The 22,941-nt window shown below is 57.4% G+C and carries 18 protein-coding genes and 1 pseudogene; 2 read left to right on the top strand and 17 right to left on the bottom strand.

Annotated features, from left to right (window positions below; all coding sequences use genetic code 11):
* Positions 1–161 precede the first annotated feature (161 nt).
* From QT230_RS13745 to QT230_RS13675, 15 genes and pseudogenes are all read right to left on the bottom strand, one after another.
* A complete protein-coding gene (locus tag QT230_RS13745; RefSeq protein ID WP_308322467.1) occupies positions 162–425 on the bottom strand; it encodes a PAAR domain-containing protein in 264 nt (87 codons plus the stop codon).
* The gene (locus tag QT230_RS13740) at positions 422–1,276 is read right to left on the bottom strand and encodes a hypothetical protein (protein WP_308322466.1); all 855 of its coding nucleotides are present in this window, start codon (positions 1,274–1,276) and stop codon (positions 422–424) included. The genes QT230_RS13745 and QT230_RS13740 overlap by 4 nt, the downstream gene beginning before the upstream one ends.
* A gap of 103 nt (positions 1,277–1,379) precedes the next feature.
* Positions 1,380–1,643, bottom strand: a complete 264-nt coding sequence (locus tag QT230_RS13735) for a PAAR domain-containing protein (protein WP_308322465.1) — start codon at positions 1,641–1,643, stop codon at positions 1,380–1,382.
* Positions 1,640–2,488, bottom strand: a complete 849-nt coding sequence (locus tag QT230_RS13730; protein ID WP_308322463.1) for a hypothetical protein — start codon at positions 2,486–2,488, stop codon at positions 1,640–1,642. Before QT230_RS13730 ends, QT230_RS13735 begins: the two co-directional genes overlap by 4 nt.
* Positions 2,489–2,554: 66 nt before the next feature.
* Positions 2,555–4,474, bottom strand: a complete 1,920-nt coding sequence (locus QT230_RS13725; protein WP_308322462.1) for a hypothetical protein — start codon at positions 4,472–4,474, stop codon at positions 2,555–2,557.
* Positions 4,471–5,829, bottom strand: coding sequence for a DUF4123 domain-containing protein (locus tag QT230_RS13720; protein ID WP_308322460.1), 1,359 nt, complete (start codon positions 5,827–5,829; stop codon positions 4,471–4,473). Before QT230_RS13720 ends, QT230_RS13725 begins: the two co-directional genes overlap by 4 nt.
* Before the next feature lie 3 nt (positions 5,830–5,832).
* Entirely contained in the window at positions 5,833–7,797 is a 1,965-nt protein-coding gene (locus tag QT230_RS13715; RefSeq protein ID WP_308322459.1) for a type VI secretion system tip protein TssI/VgrG, read from the bottom strand.
* 331 nt (positions 7,798–8,128) lie between these two features.
* Positions 8,129–10,282: a catalase/peroxidase HPI gene (katG, locus tag QT230_RS13710; protein ID WP_308322458.1), complete on the bottom strand. Its 2,154-nt coding sequence runs from the start codon at positions 10,280–10,282 to the stop codon at positions 8,129–8,131.
* 246 nt (positions 10,283–10,528) lie between these two features.
* Positions 10,529–10,702, bottom strand: a pseudogene (locus QT230_RS13705) (aldo/keto reductase); the annotation flags it as partial.
* Position 10,703: 1 nt separating this feature from the next.
* On the bottom strand, positions 10,704–11,888 hold the full coding sequence (locus QT230_RS13700) for a toxic anion resistance protein (RefSeq protein WP_308322457.1): 1,185 nt from the start codon (positions 11,886–11,888) through the stop codon (positions 10,704–10,706).
* A 62-nt stretch (positions 11,889–11,950) separates the two neighbouring features.
* On the bottom strand, positions 11,951–12,892 hold the full coding sequence (locus QT230_RS13695) for a cobyrinic acid a,c-diamide synthase (protein ID WP_308322456.1): 942 nt from the start codon (positions 12,890–12,892) through the stop codon (positions 11,951–11,953).
* 81 nt (positions 12,893–12,973) lie between these two features.
* The gene (locus QT230_RS13690) at positions 12,974–14,728 is read right to left on the bottom strand and encodes an ABC transporter transmembrane domain-containing protein (RefSeq protein ID WP_308322455.1); all 1,755 of its coding nucleotides are present in this window, start codon (positions 14,726–14,728) and stop codon (positions 12,974–12,976) included.
* 157 nt (positions 14,729–14,885) lie between these two features.
* Positions 14,886–15,683 (bottom strand): molybdopterin-binding protein, encoded by a 798-nt coding sequence (locus tag QT230_RS13685; RefSeq protein ID WP_308322454.1) that lies wholly within the window; start codon positions 15,681–15,683, stop codon positions 14,886–14,888.
* A complete protein-coding gene (locus tag QT230_RS13680) occupies positions 15,680–16,552 on the bottom strand; it encodes a cytochrome b/b6 domain-containing protein (protein WP_308322453.1) in 873 nt (290 codons plus the stop codon). Before QT230_RS13680 ends, QT230_RS13685 begins: the two co-directional genes overlap by 4 nt.
* Before the next feature lie 66 nt (positions 16,553–16,618).
* Positions 16,619–16,939 carry a hypothetical protein gene (locus QT230_RS13675; RefSeq protein ID WP_308322452.1) on the bottom strand — a complete coding sequence of 107 codons (321 nt, stop codon included), beginning with the start codon at positions 16,937–16,939 and terminating at the stop codon, positions 16,619–16,621.
* A gap of 174 nt (positions 16,940–17,113) precedes the next feature.
* On the opposite strand from QT230_RS13675, the gene QT230_RS13670 reads away from it, so the two are divergent.
* Together QT230_RS13670 and QT230_RS13665 are read left to right on the top strand one after the other, a co-directional pair.
* Positions 17,114–17,836 (top strand): response regulator transcription factor, encoded by a 723-nt coding sequence (locus tag QT230_RS13670; protein ID WP_308322451.1) that lies wholly within the window; start codon positions 17,114–17,116, stop codon positions 17,834–17,836.
* Entirely contained in the window at positions 17,833–19,329 is a 1,497-nt protein-coding gene (locus QT230_RS13665) for a HAMP domain-containing sensor histidine kinase (RefSeq protein ID WP_308322450.1), read from the top strand. The genes QT230_RS13670 and QT230_RS13665 overlap by 4 nt, the downstream gene beginning before the upstream one ends.
* Positions 19,330–19,541: 212 nt before the next feature.
* Here QT230_RS13665 and QT230_RS13660 read toward each other — a convergent pair whose 3' ends face one another.
* Both QT230_RS13660 and QT230_RS13655 read right to left on the bottom strand, forming a co-directional pair.
* The gene (locus QT230_RS13660; RefSeq protein WP_308322449.1) at positions 19,542–20,984 is read right to left on the bottom strand and encodes an NAD(P)(+) transhydrogenase (Re/Si-specific) subunit beta; all 1,443 of its coding nucleotides are present in this window, start codon (positions 20,982–20,984) and stop codon (positions 19,542–19,544) included.
* Positions 20,985–21,000: 16 nt separating this feature from the next.
* Positions 21,001–22,572 (bottom strand): Re/Si-specific NAD(P)(+) transhydrogenase subunit alpha, encoded by a 1,572-nt coding sequence (locus QT230_RS13655; protein WP_308322448.1) that lies wholly within the window; start codon positions 22,570–22,572, stop codon positions 21,001–21,003.
* Positions 22,573–22,941: the final 369 nt, after the last annotated feature.

Genomic DNA, 22,941 nt, shown 5'->3' with positions numbered 1-22,941 from the left:
TACGAGCATTTAAGCGCCTACTTTACCATTTCATGTATTCCCATCTTCAGATATGGCGGGAAGTAATTTCTCACCAGCTCTTGAGAGATACCCCCAGTAGCAACTGACCAATAAGGGAGAGACGTCGGCCCAACAGCTCTTTTCAATCTCTCTCCTTGAAACTAAGACTCCACCTTGGCACTGCTCGACGCCGTAATAATCTCGCCACCGTGGTCGGTTTTGCAGCCTAGGTAGGCCGTAGGCTTGCCATCATGGTTGGAGTGGCTGGAGCCTTCGATAATGGTGGCGCCGCAGCCGGTTTTATCACCCACCCGCGCCACGGGCTGGCCCTCTACTTTAGAGGGCGAACCGGAGACAATTTCCGTGGTGCCGTGGCCGGGAATCGGGCAGCGGTGCAGGTCGCCTTTGCGGGCGATGGGTTTCATCGGCAGATTTCCCACTGGCCATCGCGGCGGATGAAGTAGATGCTAATGAATGCCGAACGACCTTCTTGTGTAATATTCTTAAAACGCAGTGGCTGATTGACGCCTTCCTCAGTTAACCAGGCTACACGATTACCTGCAGCTAGGTTCAGTGTCATTGGTTGATCGGGTAAGTCATCTAACTGATAAACATCCGGGTTATCAAAGTACATGTCGTAGCTGAACCGATCCCGCACATACTCTTCCGGTGTTCCCGAGGCCAACGCCAGCTCTTCGGTTCTTGTGGCGGCAGCGTTCAATAAGGCTTCGTTATCGCCCGCCGCAAACAGTGCATGGAGGCGACGGTACTCGCGAGCTAAGCTATTGCGAGTGGCCTCGTTATCGCGCAGCACATCACCCTCTTCCCAGCACCAGGTAGGCATCGGTTGGCGGTTATTGAAAGGCACAGTTAATTTGAAATAATCTTGATCCCAGCTAATACCACTTTCTCGCGGCTGAACGGGGGCAGCCGAGTTGATTGACACAACTTCAGGCTTGGCGTCTTCTACACCGGGCATCATCACTACTTCAAATGCAGTTTTAGCATCGATATTAGGATTCTCGCCAGGCTCCCAATACTCGATGGAGAGGCGGAGTTCATGCTGCTCTTCAAATGGTTCAGCAGACGGAACGGGCCAAGCGTAAAACTGCAGAGCATTGCGTCCATTACGAACATACTGAGTAATGGGCAACATTCTGTTTTGCTCACTCGGCACTCCTTGAAAGTCGAGCATAATGTCCTGTATGTCAACTGATGATGCCAAGCCATTCACGCTCCAGCGAACGCCAAACTGATACTCGGCTTCCTGTGCCATTGTTGATGCACTAAGAAGCGTCAGCGCAACAAGCCAACAGTAAGCTATCCATTTCTTCATGCTGTTATATGCCTTTGGTAACTCCACAAACTGACACGATCCTTCAAGGCTCCACCTTGGCACTAGTTGAAGCGGTAATAATCTCGCCACCATGATCCGTTTTACAGCCTAGGTAGGCCGTGGGCTTACCATCGTGGTTGGAGTGGCTAGACCCTTCGATGATGGTGGCCCCGCAACCGGTCTTGTCACCCACCCGAGCCACGGGCTGGCCCTCTACCTGAGAGGGAGAACCGGTGACAATTTCCGTAGTGCCGTGACCGTGGATGGGGCAGCGGTGTAGGTCGCCTTTGCGCGCGATGGGTTTCATCGACAGATTTCCCACTGGCCATCGCGGCGGATGAAGTAGAGACTTACGTAGCTGGCACGACCTTCCTGTGCGAGGTTTTTGAAACGAATGGGTTCACTTACTCCTTTTGTGGTCAGCCATGCCACGCGATTATTTGCTCCCAGGTTTAGCGTCATGGGCTCTTCGGGGAAATCGTCTAACTGGTAAATATCAGGATTGTCAAAGTACATACTGTAACTGAACCGATCCCGTACGTAGGCTTCCGGAGTACCCGAAGCCAGGGCGAGTTCTTGTGTTCTTGTCGACGCAGCCGCTAACAAAGCATCGTTATTGCCTGCGGCAAACAACGCATGTAGCCGACGGTATTCACGTGTCAGGCTATCGCGGGTAGCGTCGTTGTCTTGTAGAACATCGCCCTCTTCCCAGCACCAAGTGGGCATGGATTGCCGGTTTTGGAACGGCACATGCAACCTGAAGTGGCCAACATGATCCACCCAGCGAATATCACTCTCTACTGGTTGCAGGGGGGCGTTAGGGTCTCTTGATACAACTTCAGGCTCTGCGTCCTCTTCCCCCGGTTTAATCATGATTTCAAAAGCAGTCTTAGCCTCCGTATTCGGGTTTTGATCTGGCTCCCAATACTCCATAGACAGTCGTATCTCATGCCTCTCTGCAAAAGGCACTGGCCAAGCGTAAAATTGAATTTCGTTGCGCCCATTACGCACATACTGGCTTACAGGCAGCATCGTATTCTGCGCACTAGGCTCGCCTTTGAAATCGAGTAGAATATCTTGGATGTGCGTACCGGTGGCTAAACCATTAACGCTCCAACGAACGCCAAACTGATATTCAGTTTCCTGCGCCATTGCCTGTGCTCCCATAGTGAGTAATATCGATAATACAAAAGTGATAAGTAATTTCATGCGATGCCTTTAACCTGCGTTATTAAATGGGTGAAACGCACCCGTCCAACTGTCTGCCAAGCGGTAGCTATGGACCCCACCGTCTTCCTGCCAGTGGGTACCGTCGTCTGTTTCGACAATCTGAGAACTGCTGCGGTGGGTTTGGGTTGGAAAACCACCATCACTTGACTGGCTTTTGCGATCACTTGTATCCGCTTTTTTATACCCCTGAACACTGAGCATCGCACCGGCATGGGAAAGCTGGTAGCCCCACTGGCCGTTCTCAATGGCAATCGCGATACTGCCACTGGTCGCTACCTGAACGCCGTACTTGAAGACGGTTCGCTCGGTAAACAGGCTGTCGAAGTACCCCATCATGCCGCCGCTGACCAGCGCACTTAGGGTAATGCTCACTTGCCCTTCCGGTTGCTCGAAGGCGTTGGCTTGTACGTTGTAGGTGGCACGGAGCATGTGGTTGCCGAGCGTATCTTCCGTACCCTCCGGGCCAACCCCCAACCCGACCTCCATGAATAAAGCGGGCATCAACTGACCTTCGGCAAAATACACATTAAAACCATCTTCGACACTTTCCAGAAACTGGACGAGCACGGCGCCACCGCCGGTTCCCCTGGCGGCTATTTTCAATGCTTCGTAGATATCGAGCTGCACCCCGCACTCATACGCTAGCGAAAGCCCCGGCGTAATCTCCCAGCTCGTGCCGGGGCCACCGCTCTCTTCCACCTGCTCAGTGGTCGCACCCAGCATGAGCTCAGGGCCGCGGGTGTAGAAGCTGAATGGCTTGCCACCGTCATTTTCGGTGCCGCTCAAGTTTTTGGCGATACGCTGCGAGGCCTCGGTCAGAGTGCCAATAAATCGCTCAACCGTGTTTTGCTGTTGCCGCTGGTTCTCTGCTTGGCCAAGCGAGGGGCCGGTATCGAGGGTCTCGGTCTCGCTGGGACTTTTACCCACGGATATTGTGGTGTTTTTAGCGCCACATACGACGGTGAGGTCAGCGTGGATGCCCCAGCCTTGCCGTGCAGTTACCTGCCTTACCCGCGATCCCATGCTCTGTTCTGCGGCGATCATACGGCCTTCCCTTTTTTCGACCGGGCGGGTATCGATCGTGGGCGGCGCGATGGTCACCAATCCATCGAACTTTAGCTGCGGTAGCGTCACTGTCGTGAAATGGAAGTCGTTCGTGCCGTCGTAGCTGATGCGAAAGCGCTCTTCATTTACCATGGCGGTACGGTTCATGAGTACATTCAGCAACATGACGGCGGCTTTAAAGGCAAGCTCTTCATTCGTTGAGACCACCCCCATCAGCACGCTGGGTAGGGTGATGGGTGGCACGGGCTGGGTCATCACCGTAAAATCAACGGTGGAGGTCGCTCCTGAGGCGAGCGCGGTACCGTTAAGCTCGTCGGTCCAATAGAGCGTGTGCTGCTCATGGGGGCAGTTGCTGGCCAGCGTGATCGTTACTTGGCCTTCATCCTTGAGCTGCGTACCGGCTAGAAAATCTTCGAAGGTTCCCACGCCCGTCGCAAACTGATCCGCAACAAAATATATTTTACAGTCCGTAGCAGAGAGCTCATTTTCTCCTTGCAGCACTACGCGGGTATTTTCACCGGCGTGACAGACGACCTCCACCTGTTCGATACAGGGTGTTAGTGAGGCGCACTCAATGCACATGGCGCCAAATTCAGGGTCCTGGCGGCTTTCTTCCTCTACGGGTTCCCGGGGAATCGGGCTTTCAGTGAGTGCTTGCCCATCATTTGCCAAGAAGTCGTTGTAGTGGTTTTGGGCCGTCATCGCCTCTAGTGTTTCACGCTGAACGTCGTCTGCCTGCATAGCGTTCTGGATCGATCTTAGCGTGGTCGCGGGGCTGGAGAAGCGCTCCGGTTGGTGTTCCGCTAAATACGCAATGTCTTCGATGCTTGGTTGATAGCTCATGGACGTTCCTCGTCAGCGATGGGCCGATAGTTGTCTTCATGCTCACCCTCTTGTTGATAGGGGGTTAATAGCGCATGACGTAGTCGCCCTCGGGGTAGCCACTCTTCCAGTAGCTGGCACTTCCGCCAGCCAGCTAGTTTAGCGTTGCCGAGTATCCGCTGAGCGTCGTGGTGACGCTGGGGAAAGTCGGCGCCAACCTCCAGCACACAAATGGCCAGCGTTTTTATCTGTTTTTTGGATTGCACCCCATACCGCTGCCCTAGCTGTTTGGCATCGATAACCGCACGCATCCGCTCACCTTCGGATACCTGGGGATAGCGCTCGTTGAGTGACCGTGCGAGAGCTTGGCTCGCCCTTGACTGTGCAAGCTCTCCAAAGTGCTGGTACTCCGCCTGCCCTATCGCAAACTGCCGCCCCTGGTCGTTGACGGCGCGGGCACCGTCGCTAAGGCTGATACGCACTAGGCGCCCTTGTACCTCGCGGGTATCAGTGTCCAGTGCCATCGCGGGGGTGAACTCAAGTGCCGACGGCAACGTCATCAACGGCGAAGCGGGCACGATCAGAGCCTCTAGCGGGGCCATCAAGGCGGCTAGCTTCCACGGCTTCAGGGCTTGGCTCATGTCCAGCGCCACCCGGGGGTCGTAGAAGCGGAAGTACACCGGGGCCTGGTCGTTGGCGGGTGTCCACAGCATAGTGAACTTGCGCAGGTGGGTGCGCAGTTGCTTGAGGGTGGCGTTTGATTCCAGCAGTATTCCCCAGTGCTGATTCTGGGGCAGGTTTTCCAGCCATTCGCGTAGGTCGCTGTCGGCTTCCAGGCGTACCAGCCAGGGGGCATTGGCCTGAGTGGCGCTATCCGTTGAGGCATAGAGGCAGGCGCTGTGTGCCTCGGCTTGGCTAAGGCGCACCATGGCCTCCCGGCAGTTAACACCGTCGATCACGGCCCATAACGGTGGCTGATGGGGAGCAAACAGCGCTTGCCAGGTGGTCTCTTGGTAGTTCACCGGCGGGAGGATGACGGTCGGTTCTGGTTCTGCTGCTTTCTCAGGTAGCAGGGGCAGCATCTCGCCATAAGCCACCGGGTGTTGCGGCGAGGTGGTGTGGGCCAGTTCCACCAGCCCTTGAACCAGGCCTTCGCGTCGGCAGCGCTGAAGCAGGGTTTCGATGGCATCTACACGAAGTAGTCCCAGGCCATCTGCGTGGCACTGTTGTTGAAGCAGGGTCCGCACTTCGGCTTCGCTGTTTGCCAGTACCGCAGCCACGGTGACCGCTTCATCGACGTCCTCTTCCCAGCGTCGGGTGCTGGGAGAATGGGCCATGACATGGCAGCGAGCCAGCCAGTAGTCGGCCGTTACCATGGATTATTCCCCTTCGAGCGGGCAGTGGGAGACAAACGGGCTGCCTTCGCCTGCGGCGGCTTCTAGCACCGCTGGGATTGGCGGGAGGGCGGCGGCACTGGGGGATGCAGAGCCAACGTTCAGTACCGGGGTGACATCCACACTACCGCCAGCAACTACCAACGCGGCACCACCGGCGACCAAGGTGATTTTGCTGGCATCCAGGATCAGCTCGCCATCGGCTTTAAAGGTGATATCGCCATTGGCGTGGGTTTGGTAGCTGCCAGCCACCGTGAGTCCACGATCACCGTCTATCTGTTCGGTGTGGTTGGTGCGCACGGTGATATCGCGATTGCCGTCGATGGTTTCGACGCGGTCCTTGGCGACGGCTAGGTGGGAGTTGTTGCCGATGGTGGCGGTGTCGTCGAACTCGACTCGCTTCTGGCGGGAGTTGAGGACATGCAGCTCCAGGTTTTTCTGGGCGTGCAGGTAGATAAACTCTTCCCCGGCCTTGTCTTCAAAGCATAGCTCGTTAAAGCCTTCGCCTTGGTGGGTCTGGGTTTTGATCGCGGTGCGGGTTTTATGCTCGGGCAAGGGATACGGCGCGGTATTGCCGGCGTGGTAGGTGCGCCCGGTGATCAGCGGCTGGTCAGGATCGCCTTCCAAACATGAAATTATTACCTCATGTCCGATCCGGGGAATGGCAATGCTGCCGTAGCCAGCGCCTGCCCAGCCTTGGGTCACCCGTACCCAACAGCTGGCTTTGTCATTGGGTTGTGAGTCGCGATCCCAGGGGAACTGGACTTTGACCCGGCCGTATTCATCGCAGTGAATCTCTTCCCCTGGCGGCCCCACTACGAGTGCCACTTGGGGCCCATCAACACGCGGTTTTGGGTTTGGCGTTGCCCGCCAGGCTCTGTCACCTGGGCCCAGTACCAGGGTGTTGTGGTAGCGAGTCATCCCTCCCGTGTCGCTACTGGAGATGCTGTCTTCTTCTAGCGCTTGGGGTTGTTCACCGTGGTGAACCACTTCTATCAACTGCCAATCACGATTAAGGATGTCGTTATCGTGGTCGGTCAACGTAAAGCGAACGCCAGGGGCAAATTCAGGCAGGTCACTTTCAGCGTGGGCGGTCACTGCTTCGCGGCGCAGGAGCTCTAACCGAATGCGGGTAAATGGTTTGCCGGAGGCGTCCTGTTTGTAACGCCCAGGGTAGTCATAGTGCTCATAATCAGCTTGTTGGCCATGCGCCTCCACATCCTGCCCCTGATGCTCGTGCAGGTGAGCATAGCTGGGATTCTTAAAGCTGTAATCCTTTAGCGTGACGGAGGAACTGGCCACGCGCGCCGTGTGGCGAAGCTTTCGCACGAGCCGGGTGGGGGCCGTCCCACCAGCACGACTATGATAGGTGCGCTCACCCAGGCTGGGTAACGTTTTAGGATCATCGGTGAAGATGAGGCGATGCACCCCTTCTTCGAAAGCATGGTAGTAGAACAACCCTTCTTCGGCAGCCAGACGCTCGATAAACGCAAGATCGGTCTCACGGTACTGCACGCAGTATTCGCGCTCGACTGGCTCGCGGGTGACGTCGAAGGTCACCTCACTAATGCCACGCTCCTGGCAGAGAGTACGGATAATCTCGAGCGGCGAAAGTGCCTGAAAGATGCGTGAGTTATGACGCAGCGAAAGCCGCCACAGCGCGGGGCGTAGCACTAAGGAATAGAAAGTGCGGCGGTGTCCGCGATCGCCCTGGGCAAATTCGCTTACAATGCCATGGACGTGGCGCAGCGCTTCTCCACTGTGCCAGACGGTGAGCGTGGCTTCGCGATCCAAAAACTCAGCAGCATTGAGTTGGCCATTGCGACTGGCAAAATTGAGCGTTAGCTCAAAGGGGCTTGAAAGAGCCTCACGGTGGGTAAAATCCACCACGGCGATATCGTCGACGCCCGGCAAGGTAAGGGTAAAAGAAAGGCCGTTACCGTTTGCCATTGCACGACTCCCAGGATCATCAGTTGCTAATAAGAAACGCTTAGCGTAGCGAGATACCGTGAGGGCGCAACCACCGGCAGATAAGAAGTGAAGATGACCTAAGGACTGCGTCTGTGGTTTAGAGCATACAAAACCAGCAATCATTAAGTAAAATCAGCTGGTTGAGGAGAATGGATGATTACCCCTGCTATTTTCGTACGAGATCTCTTACAAAAATCTCCGAAATGGCTTACAAAAATATTGGCAGAATAGTTGCCCTATTCAGTACGACACTATTGTAAAAAACCCGCATCCTGAGATACGGGTTATATATACACTAACGCTAGAGCGCTTACGCGACGTCGAAGCGGTCCGCGTTCATCACTTTCGTCCAGGCGGCGACGAAGTCTTTAACGAACTTCTCGTCGTTGTCGTCCTGGGCGTAGACCTCTGCGTAGGAGCGCAGCAGCGAGTTAGAGCCGAACACCAGGTCAACCCGTGAAGCGGTCCACTTAACAGCGCCTGTTTGACGATCACAAATCTCGTAGGTGTTGTTGCCCGCTGGCTTCCAACTGTTACCCATATCGGTCAGGTTAACGAAGAAGTCGTTGGTCAACTGGCCTTCACGGTCGGTGAATACGCCATGCTTGGTGCCACCGTAGTTGGTGCCTAGCACCCGCATACCGCCAAGCAGCACGACCACTTCTGGTCCGGTGAGGCCCATCAGTTGAGCGCGATCCAGCAGAAGCTCTTCAGGCTTTACAGCGTACTCTTTCTTCTGCCAGTTACGGAAACCATCCGCCAGCGGCTCTAACGGCTCAAACGATTCGCCGTCGGTCATTTCAGCAGAGGCATCGCCACGGCCTTTCAGGAAAGGCACGCGAACGTCGTAGCCTGCGGCTTTGGCGGCTTTCTCAATCGCCACGCTGCCGGCCAGCACGATCACATCGGCAATGCTCGCGCCTGTATCGGCAGAGATCTTCTCGTAGACCGCTAATACGCTGGTAAGGCGAGCAGGCTCGTTGCCTTCCCAATCTTTCTGGGGCGCCAAGCGAATGCGCGCACCGTTGGCACCGCCACGCATGTCAGAGCCGCGGTAAGTCCGCGCGCTGTCCCACGCAGTGCTGACCATATCACTGATACTCAGACCGGCTTCGGCGATTTTCTGCTTAACCACTTCTTCGCTGTAGTCGGTGTTGCCAGCTGGAATAGGATCCTGCCAAACCAGGTCTTCAGCGGGCACTTCGGGGCCGATGTAGCGCGCTTTTGGGCCTAGATCACGGTGAGTCAGCTTGAACCACGCCTTCGCGAATGTGTTCCTAAAGTACTCTGGATCTGCCATGAATTTTTCACAGATCGCTCGGTAGGTTGGATCCATCTTCATGGCCATATCCGCGTCAGTCATGATCGGATTGTGGCGAATAGAGGGGTCGCTGGCATCAACCGGCTTGTCCTCTTCCTTGATATCGATCGGTTCCCACTGGTGAGCACCGGCGGGGCTTTTGCGCAATTCCCACTCATGGCCAAACAGCAGGTCAAAATAGCCCATATCGAATTTAGTGGGGTTGGTGGTCCAGGCACCTTCAATGCCAGAGGTCACGGCATTGCTCGCCTTGCCACCCATGGTTGGGTTGCCCCAGCCAAAGCCCTGATTCTCAACGTCTGACGCTTCGGGCTCAGCGCTCAGCGCTGCCGCATCGCCGTTACCGTGGCACTTACCAACGGTGTGACCACCAGCGGTAAGGGCAGCAGTCTCTTCGTCGTTCATTGCCATGCGCGCGAAGGTTTCGCGTATCTGCTGACCGGTCTTCAGCGGATCGGGCACACCGTTAACACCTTCGGGGTTTACGTAGATAAGCCCCATTTGAACCGCGGCTAGCGGGTTTTCCATGGTTTCTGGCTTTTCGACGTCGCCATAGCGCTCATCAGAAGGCGCCAACCACTCTTTCTCGTCACCCCAGTAGATGTCTTTTTCTGGTGCCCAAACATCTTCGCGGCCGAACGAGAAACCGTAAGCAGGCAGGCCCATGGATTCATAGGCAACGGTACCCGCCAGAATCATCAAATCGGCCCAGCTGATTTTGTTGCCGTACTTTTTCTTGATCGGCCACAGCAAACGCCGCGCTTTATCAAGGCTGACGTTATCAGGCCAGGAATTGAGCGGTGCAAAACGCTGGTTACCGGTACCACCGCCACCACGGCCGTCGGCGATACGGTAGGTACCCGCGGAGTGCCACGCCATGCGGATCATCAGACCGCCGTAGTGGCCCCAATCAGCGGGCCACCAGGCTTGGCTGTCGGTCATCAGCGCGTGGACGTCTTGCTTGAGCGCGTCAAAATCCAGTTTTCTGACCTCTTCCCGGTAGTCGAAATCAGCATCCATGGGATTCGTTTTGCGATCATGCTGGTGCAAGATATCCAGGTTAATCCCTTCCGGCCACCAGTCTTTGTTCGACGTGCCCGTGGAGGTATTACCACCGTGCATTACAGGACATTTACCGCTCATAGCTCTCTCCCTCTAACTCTATTTTGCGTTAGCTGTTTTTGTCTTGGTTACATTTAGCTTAGCAGCTACCAAGTCAATTGACGGTGAGCGCCCTTACGATAATGCTATCGCTCTATCTGCTGTGCAGGAAAAGGACGCTTCACTTACTTGGTACCGTTTTAAAGCAGAAGCATCATAGGCACAATTTGCTTTTAGCGACCGATCTAATAGTTTTTATACATCGACCGATTGCTAGCGCTACAGTGGTTAAAATTCTTCGGTGTCGATATCCGCCTGCTGGGCCTCGCTGTAGCGTGCGCCTGCCACTTGGTCTGGGGTCATCATGGCATTCAACTGAGACAGGGTGGTGACATCAAGGCTGAGCGTTTCCGCCGCCAAGTTTTCACGCATGTGTTCAACCGAGCGGGTGCCGAGAGCGGGCTTATCTCTCCGGCTTATCAAAGCGGCCGTCCTGCGGTTGCGCCTCATTACCCTCTTGGAGTCGCTCGATGGACGCATTGCCCTGCTTAGCCAAGGTCGCCAGGCGGTCGATCTGTTCATCCAACCGCGGTAGGGCTTCCTTACGATAGGTCGAGAGATCATTAATCGCGCCCATCACCTCACTAAACGCCTCCTCAAGCACTTGCATATCAAGCATCGCCGAAGAGGCTCGTTTCTGAATGTCGACGCCTTGCTGACGCAGCGCCTTGGCAGTCCCACCGATCATCTGCGATGTGGTGGAGTTGAGCGATTCGATACGGTCCAGCACCAGCCGCTGGTTAGCCATCGCCATGGCCACAGTTACCGCCACGGTGAGGGCCGAGACAGTGACATTGATGGCCCTATCCACGCCGCGCATCAGCTCCCGGTTGTTACGGATGATCACCTCTAGCGCCAGCACACCCTGCTGGCTCACGGCTAACTGTTGCTGCAGATCGACGATGCGCTGGCGTAAGGGAAAGAGCAGTTCCTCCTCGAGGAAGTGACGCCGAAAATCCTCGCTATCGCGAGCGGCGATTTCGTCGCACAGGCGTTGATCAATCAAGCGTCCCAGGGCGACCTGACGGTTTAGCTCGTTCAGGATGTCATTAAGGGCTTGCTGGTCATCGCTCAGCGTGAGGTTGTCACGATGCAGCATGTCGCGACCGCCTTTCAGTTCCTCGATGATAGCGTCCAGCGCCTGCTGAGCATTCTCAAACTTTTGGAAATAGCGCTGTAGACGGCTATCGACACCAGGAATGATGGCTAGCACCCGATCCAGCGCGCTCGGTGCCAGGCGATGACGAGAAGGATCAAGCCCCTCCATTCGCCCGCGCAGGTCGGTGAGTGCCTTGGCGACCGATCCACCTTCGTCACCCTGGTGTGCCAATTTACGCAGAGGTGTTTGCAGCATGGCACTGCGATGGGCGGCCTGCTGTTGCAATTCAAGGCCCATCTCATCCACGGCCCGGCGCTGGCGAACCGCTGACGCCTCATCGCCCGCAGCGAGAATATCCTCGACAAAGCGGTCAGCCATCGCCTCAAGTTCAGCGTCACCCGAATCAGCTTGGCGAGTTCCCAATTCGCTAGCGATCTCTTCAACCGGCGGCAGGGAGAGGCGAGGTTGATCATCGGATTGCTGCGTCATGGGCATCTCCTGAGCTGTCAATAAAACCGTGTGAATACCGCATGCGACCATTGGCCGCCGGGTTAATCCTTGCGGGCATAACGGTCCGCGCCCTCGACGAAGCGGCGCAGATCCTCTAGTGCTTTTTCGGTGGTGACAGACGCCTGAGGGCGCGCCGTCTCAATGCGCGCCATGGAAACGGCGGTATCGTCGAGCACGGTCAGGGCCGATTCGATGCGGGCGGAGAGCGTATTCAGCCGATGTTCGGTCTCCGCCAGCAGATCCAGGCGGCGCACCAGAGCGGTCCGTTCCTCATCGCTGAGCCGTGGGCCCTCTCGTTCCAGCCGACCGCGCACATAATCACCATCGACGCTAACCACGCCGCGCGCCTGAGAGGCCATCGTGGTCAGCGTATCCGCTGCGCCGAAACAGACCTGAGTGACCAGCCCGCGCGAGCGCTCAAAAGCCAGCTCGCCAGTGTGAAAGCGACCGCCCAGCACATCCATCACATGGTGGTAGCGACTATAGAGGCGATCCGCGAGGACCGCCAAGTCGGAGCGTTTAACGTCCAGCAGGCTCTTCTTGGCCCGCCACAAGGCCAATACAAGATCGTCAGCGCCTTCAGGTGGCCACTCCGGATTGAGCACCGATACGCCAGCCTCATAGGCGTTGCGTTCATCCTCAGCACGACGTTGGCGCATCTCGGCTGATAGCCGCTTCTCTCGCAGACGCTCGCGGCGGCGGGCCAGCCAACCACGCAGCGTTCGCTCGACGGGCAGCGCCACGGGAATGGCGACAATGCCGGCCAACCAGCCAAATAGGCTGGGGCTAAACCCACCCCAAAGGGAGGTCAGCCACAGCAGCGAGCTGATGAAAGGAATTACCAGGCAATAGCGTAGGATCACCTGTAGCCGACCGGGAACCGCTATCGGAAGCGCCAGGCTAGGATTAAACAGGCCAACCAGCAGCCAGGGCAGGCAGGTCATAAAGAGGCCATAGGAAAATCCCTGTAGGAATCCCAACATCGATGCGATTATCCTTCGTTCATAGAACGCAAATGGAACACAAACAACGAGTGTAGAGCAACAGGACAGAGACGGTAAGCATTAGCCAAACTGCAACGCGGCTAAATGACGATAGAGCGGGCTGGTGGTGATCAATTCGGCGTGAGTGCCCGCCGCGGCAAGCTTCCCACCATCAAGCACCAGCAGGCGATCTGCAGCGATGACGGTCGCCAGCCGGTGGGCGATCACGATGCTGGTGCGTCCCACCATCAGCCTGTCCAGCGCCTGCTGCACCAGTCGTTCGCTCTCGGCATCCAAGGCGCTGGTGGCTTCATCCAACAGCAGCACAGCGGGGTCTTTAAGCAATGCCCGGGCGATGGCAAGCCGCTGACGTTGACCGCCGGAAAGCTGCACGCCGCCGGGGCCAAGGGGCGTATCAAAGCCTTGGGGGAGCGCGTCGATAAACTCCAGCGCGCTGGCATCCTGGGCGGCAACGCGCAGACGCTCGTTACTTGCTTTAGGGTCACCATAGCGCAGATTCTCGGCCACCGAGCCGCTAAACAGCACCGGCTCCTGGGCCACCAACCCCATGGCTCCGCGCAAAGCAGCGAGGTCTAAGCTGCGGATATCACGGCCATCCAGACTGATATGCCCTTGGCTAGGGTCATAAAAGCGCAGTAGCAGCGCAAGCAGCGTACTTTTACCCGCCCCCGAAGGACCTACCACTGCTACCCGCTCTCCTGGCTGAATATGCAGATCAAACCTTTCAAGCGCCGGTGCTTCTCGGCCAGGGTAGGTAAAGCTGACGCTCTCCAGTCTAATCTCGCCACGCAGTGGCTTAGACAGGTCGTGCGAGTTAGCAGGCGACTGGATAGCAGGTTGAGTATCGAGCAGCTCCAATAAACGCTCCGCCGCGCCTGCCGCGCGCTGCACATCCCCCGCCACTTCAGCGAGGGTCGCTACAGCGCCTGCCGCCAATACGGCGTAAAAAATAAACGCCGAAAGCTCACCGGCACTCATGGTACCCGCCAACACAGCCTGCCCGCCCTGCCAAAGCATTAAGCCAACGGCGGTGAACACCACCAGCATGGCAATACCGGTGAGCCAGGCGCGCTGCTGAGTGCGCTCGACGGCGCTGCCAAACGCCTGCTCGACGCGCTGGCCATAGTGGGTTTTGTCCACCGTCTCATGGGTAAACGCTTGAATCGTTTTAATACCACTTAGCGCCTCTTCGGCATAGCGGCCAAGCTCCGCCACGCAATCCTGACTGGTGCGCGAAAGCCGCCGCACCCGGCGGCCGTACCAAACAATCGGCAGAAGGGTCGCGGGGATACCAATCAGCACCAGCGCCGAGAGCCACGGCTGGGTCACCAGCATCAGCACCACGGCACCTACCAGCATGACCAGATTGCGCAGCGCCAGCGACACGGAAGAGCCAAACAGGCTCTGTAAGACGCTGGTGTCCGCCGTTAACCGCGATGCAATCTCGCCTGCGGCACGGCCGTCGCTGGTGCTCTCAAAAAAACTGGGTTCCAGAGTGAGTAAATGATCAAACACGCGCTGGCGCAGATCAGCCGCCAGGCGTTCGCCAATCCAGGTGACCTGGTAGTAGCGCAGCGCGGAGGCCATCGCCAGTATCGTCACCACCGCTAGCATCAAACCGAGCGATTGGGCTAATGCCTGTTCATCCGCCGCCAAAAAGCCACGGTCAATCACCAAGCGCAGCCCGTTACCCAGCAGCAGCACGCTTCCCGAGGCTAACAGCAATGCTAAGCCCGCCAGGGCTAAACGGAGTCGGTAGGGGCGCAGTAGACCCAGTAGGCGGATCAGCACCCGGGGGTTGGGGCGTTGGCTCATAGTAGCGATTGCTCAACACACAAGAAGATACTCGACCATAGCAGGCGCAGCAGTGCCCTGCACATAATCGAGTACCGAAGACTCGTGGCCCCGTGGCGACGGCACCCGCGCGAAGGGTTGCCTCATGACTAATTTTCACGCGCTCGATGGTCATCGCCTAGATGCCCGCCCACCAGTCGTAGCCCCTATCCTCCCAATATCCTCCCTTGCCGCCGTGGAGCTGCTTGAAGCTTTCCACCAGTTCGACACGCATCACGTACTTGGCATGCTTGTAACCCAACTGACGCTCGGCGCGCAGACGAATAGGCGCCCCGTTAGCCACCGGTAGCGGTTCGCCGTTGAGATCGTAGGCAAGCAGCGTCTGCGGATGATACGCCTCGATCATGTCGAGGCTCTCGTAGTACAGATCCGACCCTCCGTAGGTGTGATCTGCACAGTGAAAAACCACGAAGCGCGCGGTATCTGCCGGACGCACCCGATCAAGCAGATCTGCCAGAGGAACGCCAGTCCACTGCCCGATACAGCTCCAACCCTCGACGCAATCGTGACGAGTGATCTGGGTTCGCGAGGCCATCTCCCGAAGCGCCGGCAACGACAGCGTCATCGGCTCTTCGACCAGCCCGTCGATGGTCAGACGCCAGTCGGCGAAACCATTCTCAACCCAGGCACGATAGTAATCCTCCTGCGGGTCAGTGGTGCCATTGGGACGGAACACCGGCGCGATATGACTCTTGTCGAACTCCTTCGCGAGTGCTTGGCGCGAGGCGATCAGACGTTGGGCCTTGTAAGAGAGTTGCTCGACATTGCTCAGCGCCGCGCGCACGGGCGCGCTTCCCGACAGTCGGTCGCAACCGGCAAGGAAAGTGCCAGCCCCCAGCGCGCACAGGCCACCCAGCAGTCGCCGTCGAGCGCGGTCGGGCGTTGGTGATGTCGAGTGTCTGTTCGAGTCAGTCATGTCTCGGCTCCGTCATGCGCTTCTGCCTGGATGCGGTAGCGACCGCTTACCATCGAGCGCAGGTTGTTGAAAACGCCGGATACCAGCACCAGCGCGATGTGCACGACGAAAAAGCCAATGAGGGCCGTTGCACAGAGAAAATGAAAGGTGCGAGCACTCTGTCGTCCGCCGAAAAGTTCGGTGAGCCACGGCCAGGCAGCGTTGACACTGGGTGCCATGGTCAGCCCCGACAAAATCATTACTGGCAGCAACCCGAACAGCACCAGCAGGTAGGTCAGCTTCTGGATACCGTTGTAGTCAGCTTCGTGATGAAAACGCAGCCGCGCATGATCAAATACAGTCCTCGGGATGTTCTTCAACTGCACCCACGTTGGAAACAGCGCCCGTCGTCGTTGGGGCACCAGCAGGATATAGAGCAGATACGCGACGAGCAGCGGCACGAAGATCCACGCAGCCAGAAAATGCCAGTTACGCCCCATCGACAACCACTTGTCTCCCGGCAGCGTCGCCCAACGGGGGAAGGCCCGTTCGCGTAGCTGGCCGTTGTCATCGGAGAGCCCCAGTACGCCGGTGGTATCGAACACCTGTCCAGCGATACGAACCACGCCCATGGGCTCGCCATCCTCGGCGGTGCGCGCATGGATCGCGATAAAAGGGTTAGCGAAATCGGATTGCTCCCCCCAATAGAGCGCGGGGTGTGCATTGAATATCTGCAAACCGCTCATCAGCAACACGATCAGGCAGACGAGATTCGTCCAATGCCACAGACGAGTCGCCAGCGTATGCCGTTTGATCACTCGTGTGGCCGGCGCACCGGACACATCACCGGTCGAGTCACTAGCGTTCGAAGCTTTGACAGACTCAGACATGATATTGACCTCGAAACGAAGGCGCCCGGCAAACCAGGCAGCGCCTGATTTGCCGAATCGCAACCTTTAGTTGGCATGCTCCATGGAGTCGCTGCTCATTTCGTCATGGCTCATGCTACCGTCGTGGCTCATGCCATCGTCATGGCTCATGCCATCGTCATGGCTCATGCCATCGTCGTGGCTCATGCCATCGTCGTGGCTCATGCCATCGTCGTGGCTCATGCCGTCGTCGTGGCTCATGCCATCGTCATGGCTCATGCCGTCCTGACTCATCGTGTCCTGGGACATATTGTCGGTCTGGGCACTGGCGAGCGTGGTGAAGGCGAGGCCGCCGCTCAGCAGTACAGCACTCAGGGCGAGTAGATATTTGGATGTTGTGCGGATCATGATTCTCTCCTGATTTATCTAGGTATCCGTGTCCAGTCCGACACGGTTTGCCAAAGATAAACAGGAATGTCAGCTCAATCATCACAGAATCATAACGTTCGGTGATAACGTTTCCGTGATGATTAACGAAGTACATTGGGCTAGGATTCACAGTTCACTTAGAGGAAAACCGCTATGTCGTGCCCGATACTTTGCGTCGAGGACGATCCCGATATTGGTCGGCTATTAACGAGCATTCTCGCCCAGGCCGGCCATCAGCCGACCTGGGTTTCGACCGGGGAAGAAGCCTTGAATCGATGGCGGAATGCCTCACTCGTCGTTCTTGATCTGATGCTACCGGGCATTGACGGTCTCGCCGTGTGTCGAGACATTCGCGCTCACGACGCCACTATTCCAATCATCATGCTGACGGCGCTCGCCGGCACGCGGGACGTGGTTGTCGGTCTGGAAATCGGTGCCGACGACTACATCACTAAGCCATTCGATACCGATATTTTATTGGCGAGAATCCAAGCGCTTCTGCGTCGTCGAAAGGCGATGGAGGAGCTTACGTCGTCGACGCTCATGAAGATAAAAGCGCTGGAGATCGACATCGACGGCCACAGGGTTAAATTCGACGGAAACATGATTCAACTCACGACCCGGGAGTTCGCCCTACTGGTGTTCTTTGCCCGCCACCCGGGTAAGGGATTTTCCCGCAGCGAGTTGCTTGATGCCGTATGGGGTCCAGAATTCGACGGCTTTGATCACACCGTCAATACGCACATCAATAGGTTGCGCAGCAAGATAGAGCCAGACCCGACGCGGCCCGAGTACATTCTCACCGTGTGGGGCACCGGTTATCGGTTCACCGACGACGACGCTCCAGCATCAGTATCCGACGAGAACGCCCCATGAGCCTTGGCAAAACGTTGCGAAGAACTTACCGCAGCCTGTTCGCGCGCATCGTGTTCGTCTATCTGCTAAGCATGATCGCACTCTCCACCACGACCACACTGGTGGCGGTCGATCAGTTCGGCCAGTTGGGACGCGAATGGCTGCAGCGCAATCAGATCGACATGGCCCACCACCTGGCTCCCGTGCTGCAGCTCGACGACGGCGTTTATAGCCCTTCGACTCTAGAGGCCGTAGAGCGGGTCATGACCATCAATCCGGCGCTCTCGCTGTACGTGCTCGACACCGACGGCACGGTGGTTGGCGCTTACGCCCACGACCGCTGCGGCCTCGACCGCCGAATCGACCGGGATGCTATAGATGAACTGCTTTCCGATATGCCCATGCTGCCGGTCTACGCGGACATGCCCTGCCGGGGCGACGAGGGCGTTTTTTCAGTTGCCCCAATCACCTACGGCCCGCAGCATCAATCGGGCTATCTGCTGGTGCAACTGGAGGCCAATACAGATGTCTCGATGGCCAACATCTGGCAGACGAGCAGCATCTTGCGCACACTGCTCATCGCAGGCTGCGTGGCGTTGGCATTGACGCTGGCGGTGGGCCTCGCCCTCTTCGCTCTTCTGACGCGACGCTTTTCACGGCTGACCCGCACCGTCCAACGCTTTGCCGAGGGCGATTACCGACAGCGCAGTCCCGAGTCGATCGACGACGAAATCGGCCGGGTCGGGCGTGCCTTCAACGACATGGCGGCCACCATCGAAGCCCAGGTCGAGGCGCTGCACGATACCGACCGCCAGCGGCGGGAACTCATCGCCAACCTGTCTCACGAATTCCGCACACCGATGACCTCCCTGTTGGGCTACGCCAAGCAGTTGGATCACAGGTCTCTCGACGATGAAACACGCAGCGGTCTAGACGCCATTCGCGCCAACGTGGAGCGAATGGCCCAGTTGGCCGACCAGCTCTCGCAGATGTCTCGCGCCAATATCGCGGGCCGACCGCTATGCCCAAGCACGTTCTCCTTCGCCGAACTGGCCAACGACATTCTAGGTAAATTTCACCCTCGCGCGCTGGAGAAAGGCATCAAGCTTCGTGTGGAAAACCAGACAGCGATAGCCGAGGTCTCCGCCGACATCGAACTGATCGATCACGCGCTGACCAATATGGTCGACAACGCCATCACCGCCACGAACACCGGCGGCACGGTCTCGATACGAATTCTCGAGTTCGACGATGCCCGGCTCAAGATCGGGGTCAGAGATACCGGTGTCGGCATCCCCAAAAAAGAAATCCCCCTCATCTCGCAGCGCTTCTATCGCACCACGATTGGACGTGAGCGGGGTGAAGGTACCGGACTGGGACTCGCCATCGTCTCCGAAGTGCTGAAGCGCCACGAGTCGCAACTCGTCATCGAGAGCAAGCCGGGAAAAGGCACCTGTATCTGGTTCACGCTGCCGAAGGCGATACTCGATGAGAGGGCGATCCGCCCGGGCTGACGAGTTGGTGGCATCCGTCTCGCCCGCTATGCGGTCAATACGCTGGAGGAACGCGACATGGACGCCGAACTGATCGACATCGACCCATGGGCAGTCGCGCAGGACTGAGCCAGTCAGGCGTACAACTAAAAAGCCCGCGATTGCTCGCGGGCTCAGTACTTAATGGCTCTTAGTAATCTAGCGTCTAGCTACGTTGCATGGGTAGCTAAGGCCTAATCAATCAACGGCAGCAGCGTATTTAAGCTATCCCGAGCATCACCGTAGAACATCCGCGTGTTGTCTTTGAAAAACAGCGGATTCTCGATGCCGGAGTAGCCGGTTCCCTGGCCGCGTTTGCTGACAAACACCTGCTTGGCTTCCCACACCTTCAGCACCGGCATACCGGCGATAGGGCTGTTGGGGTCTTCCTCGGCTGCCGGATTAACGATGTCGTTAGAACCAATCACGATCACCACGTCGGTGGTGGGGAAATCGTCGTTGATCTCGTCCATTTCCAGCACGATGTCGTAAGGCACCTTGGCTTCCGCCAGCAGTACGTTCATATGGCCTGGTAAGCGCCCGGCTACCGGGTGAATACCAAAGCGTACGGTCTTGCCCGCTGCGCGTAGCTTGCGCACCAGATCGCTCACCGCGGTTTGTGCCTGGGCCACTGCCATGCCGTAACCTGGTACGATAATCACGCTATCGGCATCGTTCAACGCGCTGGCCACACCGCCGGCATCAATGGCCACCTGCTCGCCTTCGATCTCCGCCGCAGGCCCTTGGCTGCCACCAAAGCCACCCAGGATCACGTTAACGAAGTTGCGGTTCATCGCCTTACACATGATGTAAGAGAGAATCGCACCGGATGAGCCCACCAGCGCACCGGTCACAATCAACAGATCATTAGAAAGCGTGAAGCCGATGGCCGCCGCCGCCCAGCCCGAGTAGCTGTTGAGCATCGAAACCACCACCGGCATATCCGCACCGCCAATGCCCATGATCAGGTGGTAACCGATAAACAACGACAGCGCTGCGAGCACAATCAACGTCCAGAAGCCCGCACCATTGAGGTACAAAATGGCTAACACTAGCGAAAGCACCGCCGCTCCGGCGTTAAGCATATGCCCACCGGGCAGTTGGCGCGGCTTGCCATCCACTTTACCGGCCAGCTTACCGAACGCCACCACCGAACCAGTGAAAGTCACTGCGCCGATAAAGATAGCGAACACGACTTCAATCTGCAGAAAAGTAAGCTCGTCAGGCGCCTTGGTGGCAACCAGCGCGGCAAACGCCGAAAACTCCTGCATAACGCCATCGGCCGCTTGTGCCGCCAGCACCCGTCGGCGCTCTAAATCTGCGCTCCAGGCCACAAACACCGCGGCCAAGCCGACAAAACTGTGCAGCGCTGCCACGAGTTGCGGCATTTCGGTCATCTCGACCTTGCCCGCCACATAGACACCGATACCGGCACCGATAATCATCATCGGGATGAGCCACCAGTAGCCACCGATACCCGGCCCTAAGGCGGTAAAAAACACCGCCAGCGCCATACCCACAATGCCGTACCACACGGCCCGCTTGGCTTTCTCCTGGTTACTCAAGCCGCCTAGCGACAGAATAAACAGTACGCTTGCCGCGATCGCCGCGGCAGATACGAATCCTTGACCTAACATATCGTCTCTCCGCCGCTTAGGATTTTTGGAACATGGCCAGCATCCGGCGTGTTACCAGGAAGCCACCCACGATATTGATTGACGCGATAAGCACCGAGATCGCCGCCAGCACGCCGACGACAACGCTGCCGGAGCCAATCTGCAGAATCGCCCCCAAAATAATGATGCCCGAAATCGCGTTAGTCACCGCCATCAGCGGTGTATGCAGCGAGTGACTGACGTTCCAGATCACCTGGAAGCCGATAAAGCAGGCCAGCACAAAGACGATAAAGTGCTGCATAAACGACACCGGAGCCACTTGCCCCAGCAGCAGCATTAGCGCACCACCGACGGCCAATAGCCCCACCTGACGCTTGGTTTGTGCTTTGAAGGTGGCGAGCTCGGCGGCTTTTTTCTCCTCCGGCGTAGGCTCTTTCTCTTTTTTCTTGGGCTTGGCAGCCGCAATCGCTTTGACTTTAGGCGGCGGTGGCGGGAAGGTTACTTCGCCCTCGTGAGTCACCGTGGCGCCACGGATGACGTCATCCTCCATATTGTGATTGATCACCCCATCTTTCTCGGGGGTTAGATCGGTCAGCATATGGCGGATATTGGTGGCGTAAAGCAACGATGATTGCGTGGCCATGCGTGAAGGGAAGTCGGTGTAACCAATCACCACCACGCCGTTATCCGATACTACACGCTCATCCGGTTTAGTGAGATCGCAGTTGCCGCCTTTTTCGGCCGCCAAATCGATAACCACCGACCCCGGCTTCATGGCCGCAACCATATCTTCCAGCCACAGCTTGGGCGCGGGTCGACCGGGAATCAGCGCCGTGGTAATGACGATGTCGACATCGGGCGCCTGCTCGCGGAAGCACTCAAGCTGCTTCTCGCGAAACTCAGGGCTTGAAGGCGAGGCGTAGCCGCCGCTTTCGGATCCATCCTGGCTATCTTCGAAATCGAGGAACAGGAACTCGGCGCCCATGGACTCGATCTGCTCAGAGACCTCGGGGCGTACGTCAAAGGCGCGCACCACGGCGCCCAGGCTGGTGGCGGTACCGATCGCCGCCAAGCCCGCCACACCTGCGCCAATCACCAGCACCTTGGCAGGGGGCACTTTACCTGCCGCCGTTACCTGGCCGGTAAAGAAGCGGCCAAAGTTATTGCCCGCCTCAATCACCGCCCGGTAACCGGCGATATTGGCCATGGAGGAGAGCGCGTCCATTTTTTGCGCGCGGGAAATACGCGGCACCATATCCATAGCGATAACGGTGGCGCCCTGGGCTTTGCACTTCTCCAGCAGCGCTTCGTTTTGCGCTGGCCAGAAGAAGGCAATCAGGGTTTGGCCTTGGCGCAGCCGCTCAGCCTCTTCATCAGAGGGCTCGCGGACTTTAATAACCACTTCGGCGTCGTGCCAGAGCGCATCCGCTCCTTCCACCACGGTAACGCCCGCCTCACGATAAGTGTCGTCATTAAAGCCCGCCGCCAGGCCTGCGCCGCTCTCTACCAAGCACTCGTGGCCCAGCTTCTGGATCTGTTTAGCGCTCTCGGGGGTCAGCGCAACACGCGCTTCCCCCCGGGCACTCTCTTTCGGTGCACCTATTTTCACTCGCGTTCTCCTTTGTTTTTTTCTGCGTTGTTTTCTGCTGCTGTTACCTTCCCACAGCGCCGCCACACAGAGATTGGGCACTACCCATTCTCGACGTTAGTCATAAACACCTATTAGCAGCCTAGGATCTAACGGGGGGCTGCCAGATACTACTCAACCTTTGATTCAACTGGGTTGTTTAACTACAACATGGGCTGGCTGAGGCTTCAAGCCCCACCAAAAAGAGCGAGAAAACTACTTCCAAAGTACCGCAGGCAGTTGGCTTTACCTGTGCTTAACTGAAGAAGCGGGTATGGCAATAACGCTTAACCGCTGATAGTACCCGCACCAACAGAGGTAGTAACACTTGCAACGACAGTTGCAACACCA

This window comes from Halomonas sp. SpR8, assembly GCF_031010195.1.
GTDB lineage: Bacteria > Pseudomonadota > Gammaproteobacteria > Pseudomonadales > Halomonadaceae > Vreelandella.
This window is presented reverse-complemented; position numbering and strand designations above follow the sequence as displayed.

Excerpts from the sequence above, each read along its gene's own strand:
- QT230_RS13660 (WP_308322449.1), bottom strand. The coding sequence starts at position 20,984 with ATGTTAGGTCAAGGATTCGTATCTGCCGCGGCGATCGCGGCAAGCGTA.
- QT230_RS13740 (WP_308322466.1), bottom strand. The coding sequence starts at position 1,276 with ATGGCACAGGAAGCCGAGTATCAGTTTGGCGTTCGCTGGAGCGTGAAT.
- QT230_RS13720 (WP_308322460.1), bottom strand. The coding sequence starts at position 5,829 with ATGGTAACGGCCGACTACTGGCTGGCTCGCTGCCATGTCATGGCCCAT.
- QT230_RS13735 (WP_308322465.1), bottom strand. The coding sequence starts at position 1,643 with ATGAAACCCATCGCGCGCAAAGGCGACCTACACCGCTGCCCCATCCAC.
- QT230_RS13680 (WP_308322453.1), bottom strand. The coding sequence starts at position 16,552 with ATGTCTGAGTCTGTCAAAGCTTCGAACGCTAGTGACTCGACCGGTGAT.
- QT230_RS13665 (WP_308322450.1), top strand. The coding sequence starts at position 17,833 with ATGAGCCTTGGCAAAACGTTGCGAAGAACTTACCGCAGCCTGTTCGCG.
- QT230_RS13700 (WP_308322457.1), bottom strand. The coding sequence starts at position 11,888 with ATGACGCAGCAATCCGATGATCAACCTCGCCTCTCCCTGCCGCCGGTT.
- QT230_RS13745 (WP_308322467.1), bottom strand. The coding sequence starts at position 425 with ATGAAACCCATCGCCCGCAAAGGCGACCTGCACCGCTGCCCGATTCCC.
- QT230_RS13670 (WP_308322451.1), top strand. The coding sequence starts at position 17,114 with ATGTCGTGCCCGATACTTTGCGTCGAGGACGATCCCGATATTGGTCGG.
- QT230_RS13690 (WP_308322455.1), bottom strand. The coding sequence starts at position 14,728 with ATGAGCCAACGCCCCAACCCCCGGGTGCTGATCCGCCTACTGGGTCTA.
- QT230_RS13675 (WP_308322452.1), bottom strand. The coding sequence starts at position 16,939 with ATGATCCGCACAACATCCAAATATCTACTCGCCCTGAGTGCTGTACTG.
- katG (WP_308322458.1), bottom strand. The coding sequence starts at position 10,282 with ATGAGCGGTAAATGTCCTGTAATGCACGGTGGTAATACCTCCACGGGC.
- QT230_RS13715 (WP_308322459.1), bottom strand. The coding sequence starts at position 7,797 with ATGGCAAACGGTAACGGCCTTTCTTTTACCCTTACCTTGCCGGGCGTC.
- QT230_RS13725 (WP_308322462.1), bottom strand. The coding sequence starts at position 4,474 with ATGAGCTATCAACCAAGCATCGAAGACATTGCGTATTTAGCGGAACAC.
- QT230_RS13685 (WP_308322454.1), bottom strand. The coding sequence starts at position 15,683 with ATGACTGACTCGAACAGACACTCGACATCACCAACGCCCGACCGCGCT.
- QT230_RS13730 (WP_308322463.1), bottom strand. The coding sequence starts at position 2,488 with ATGGCGCAGGAAACTGAATATCAGTTTGGCGTTCGTTGGAGCGTTAAT.
- QT230_RS13695 (WP_308322456.1), bottom strand. The coding sequence starts at position 12,892 with ATGTTGGGATTCCTACAGGGATTTTCCTATGGCCTCTTTATGACCTGC.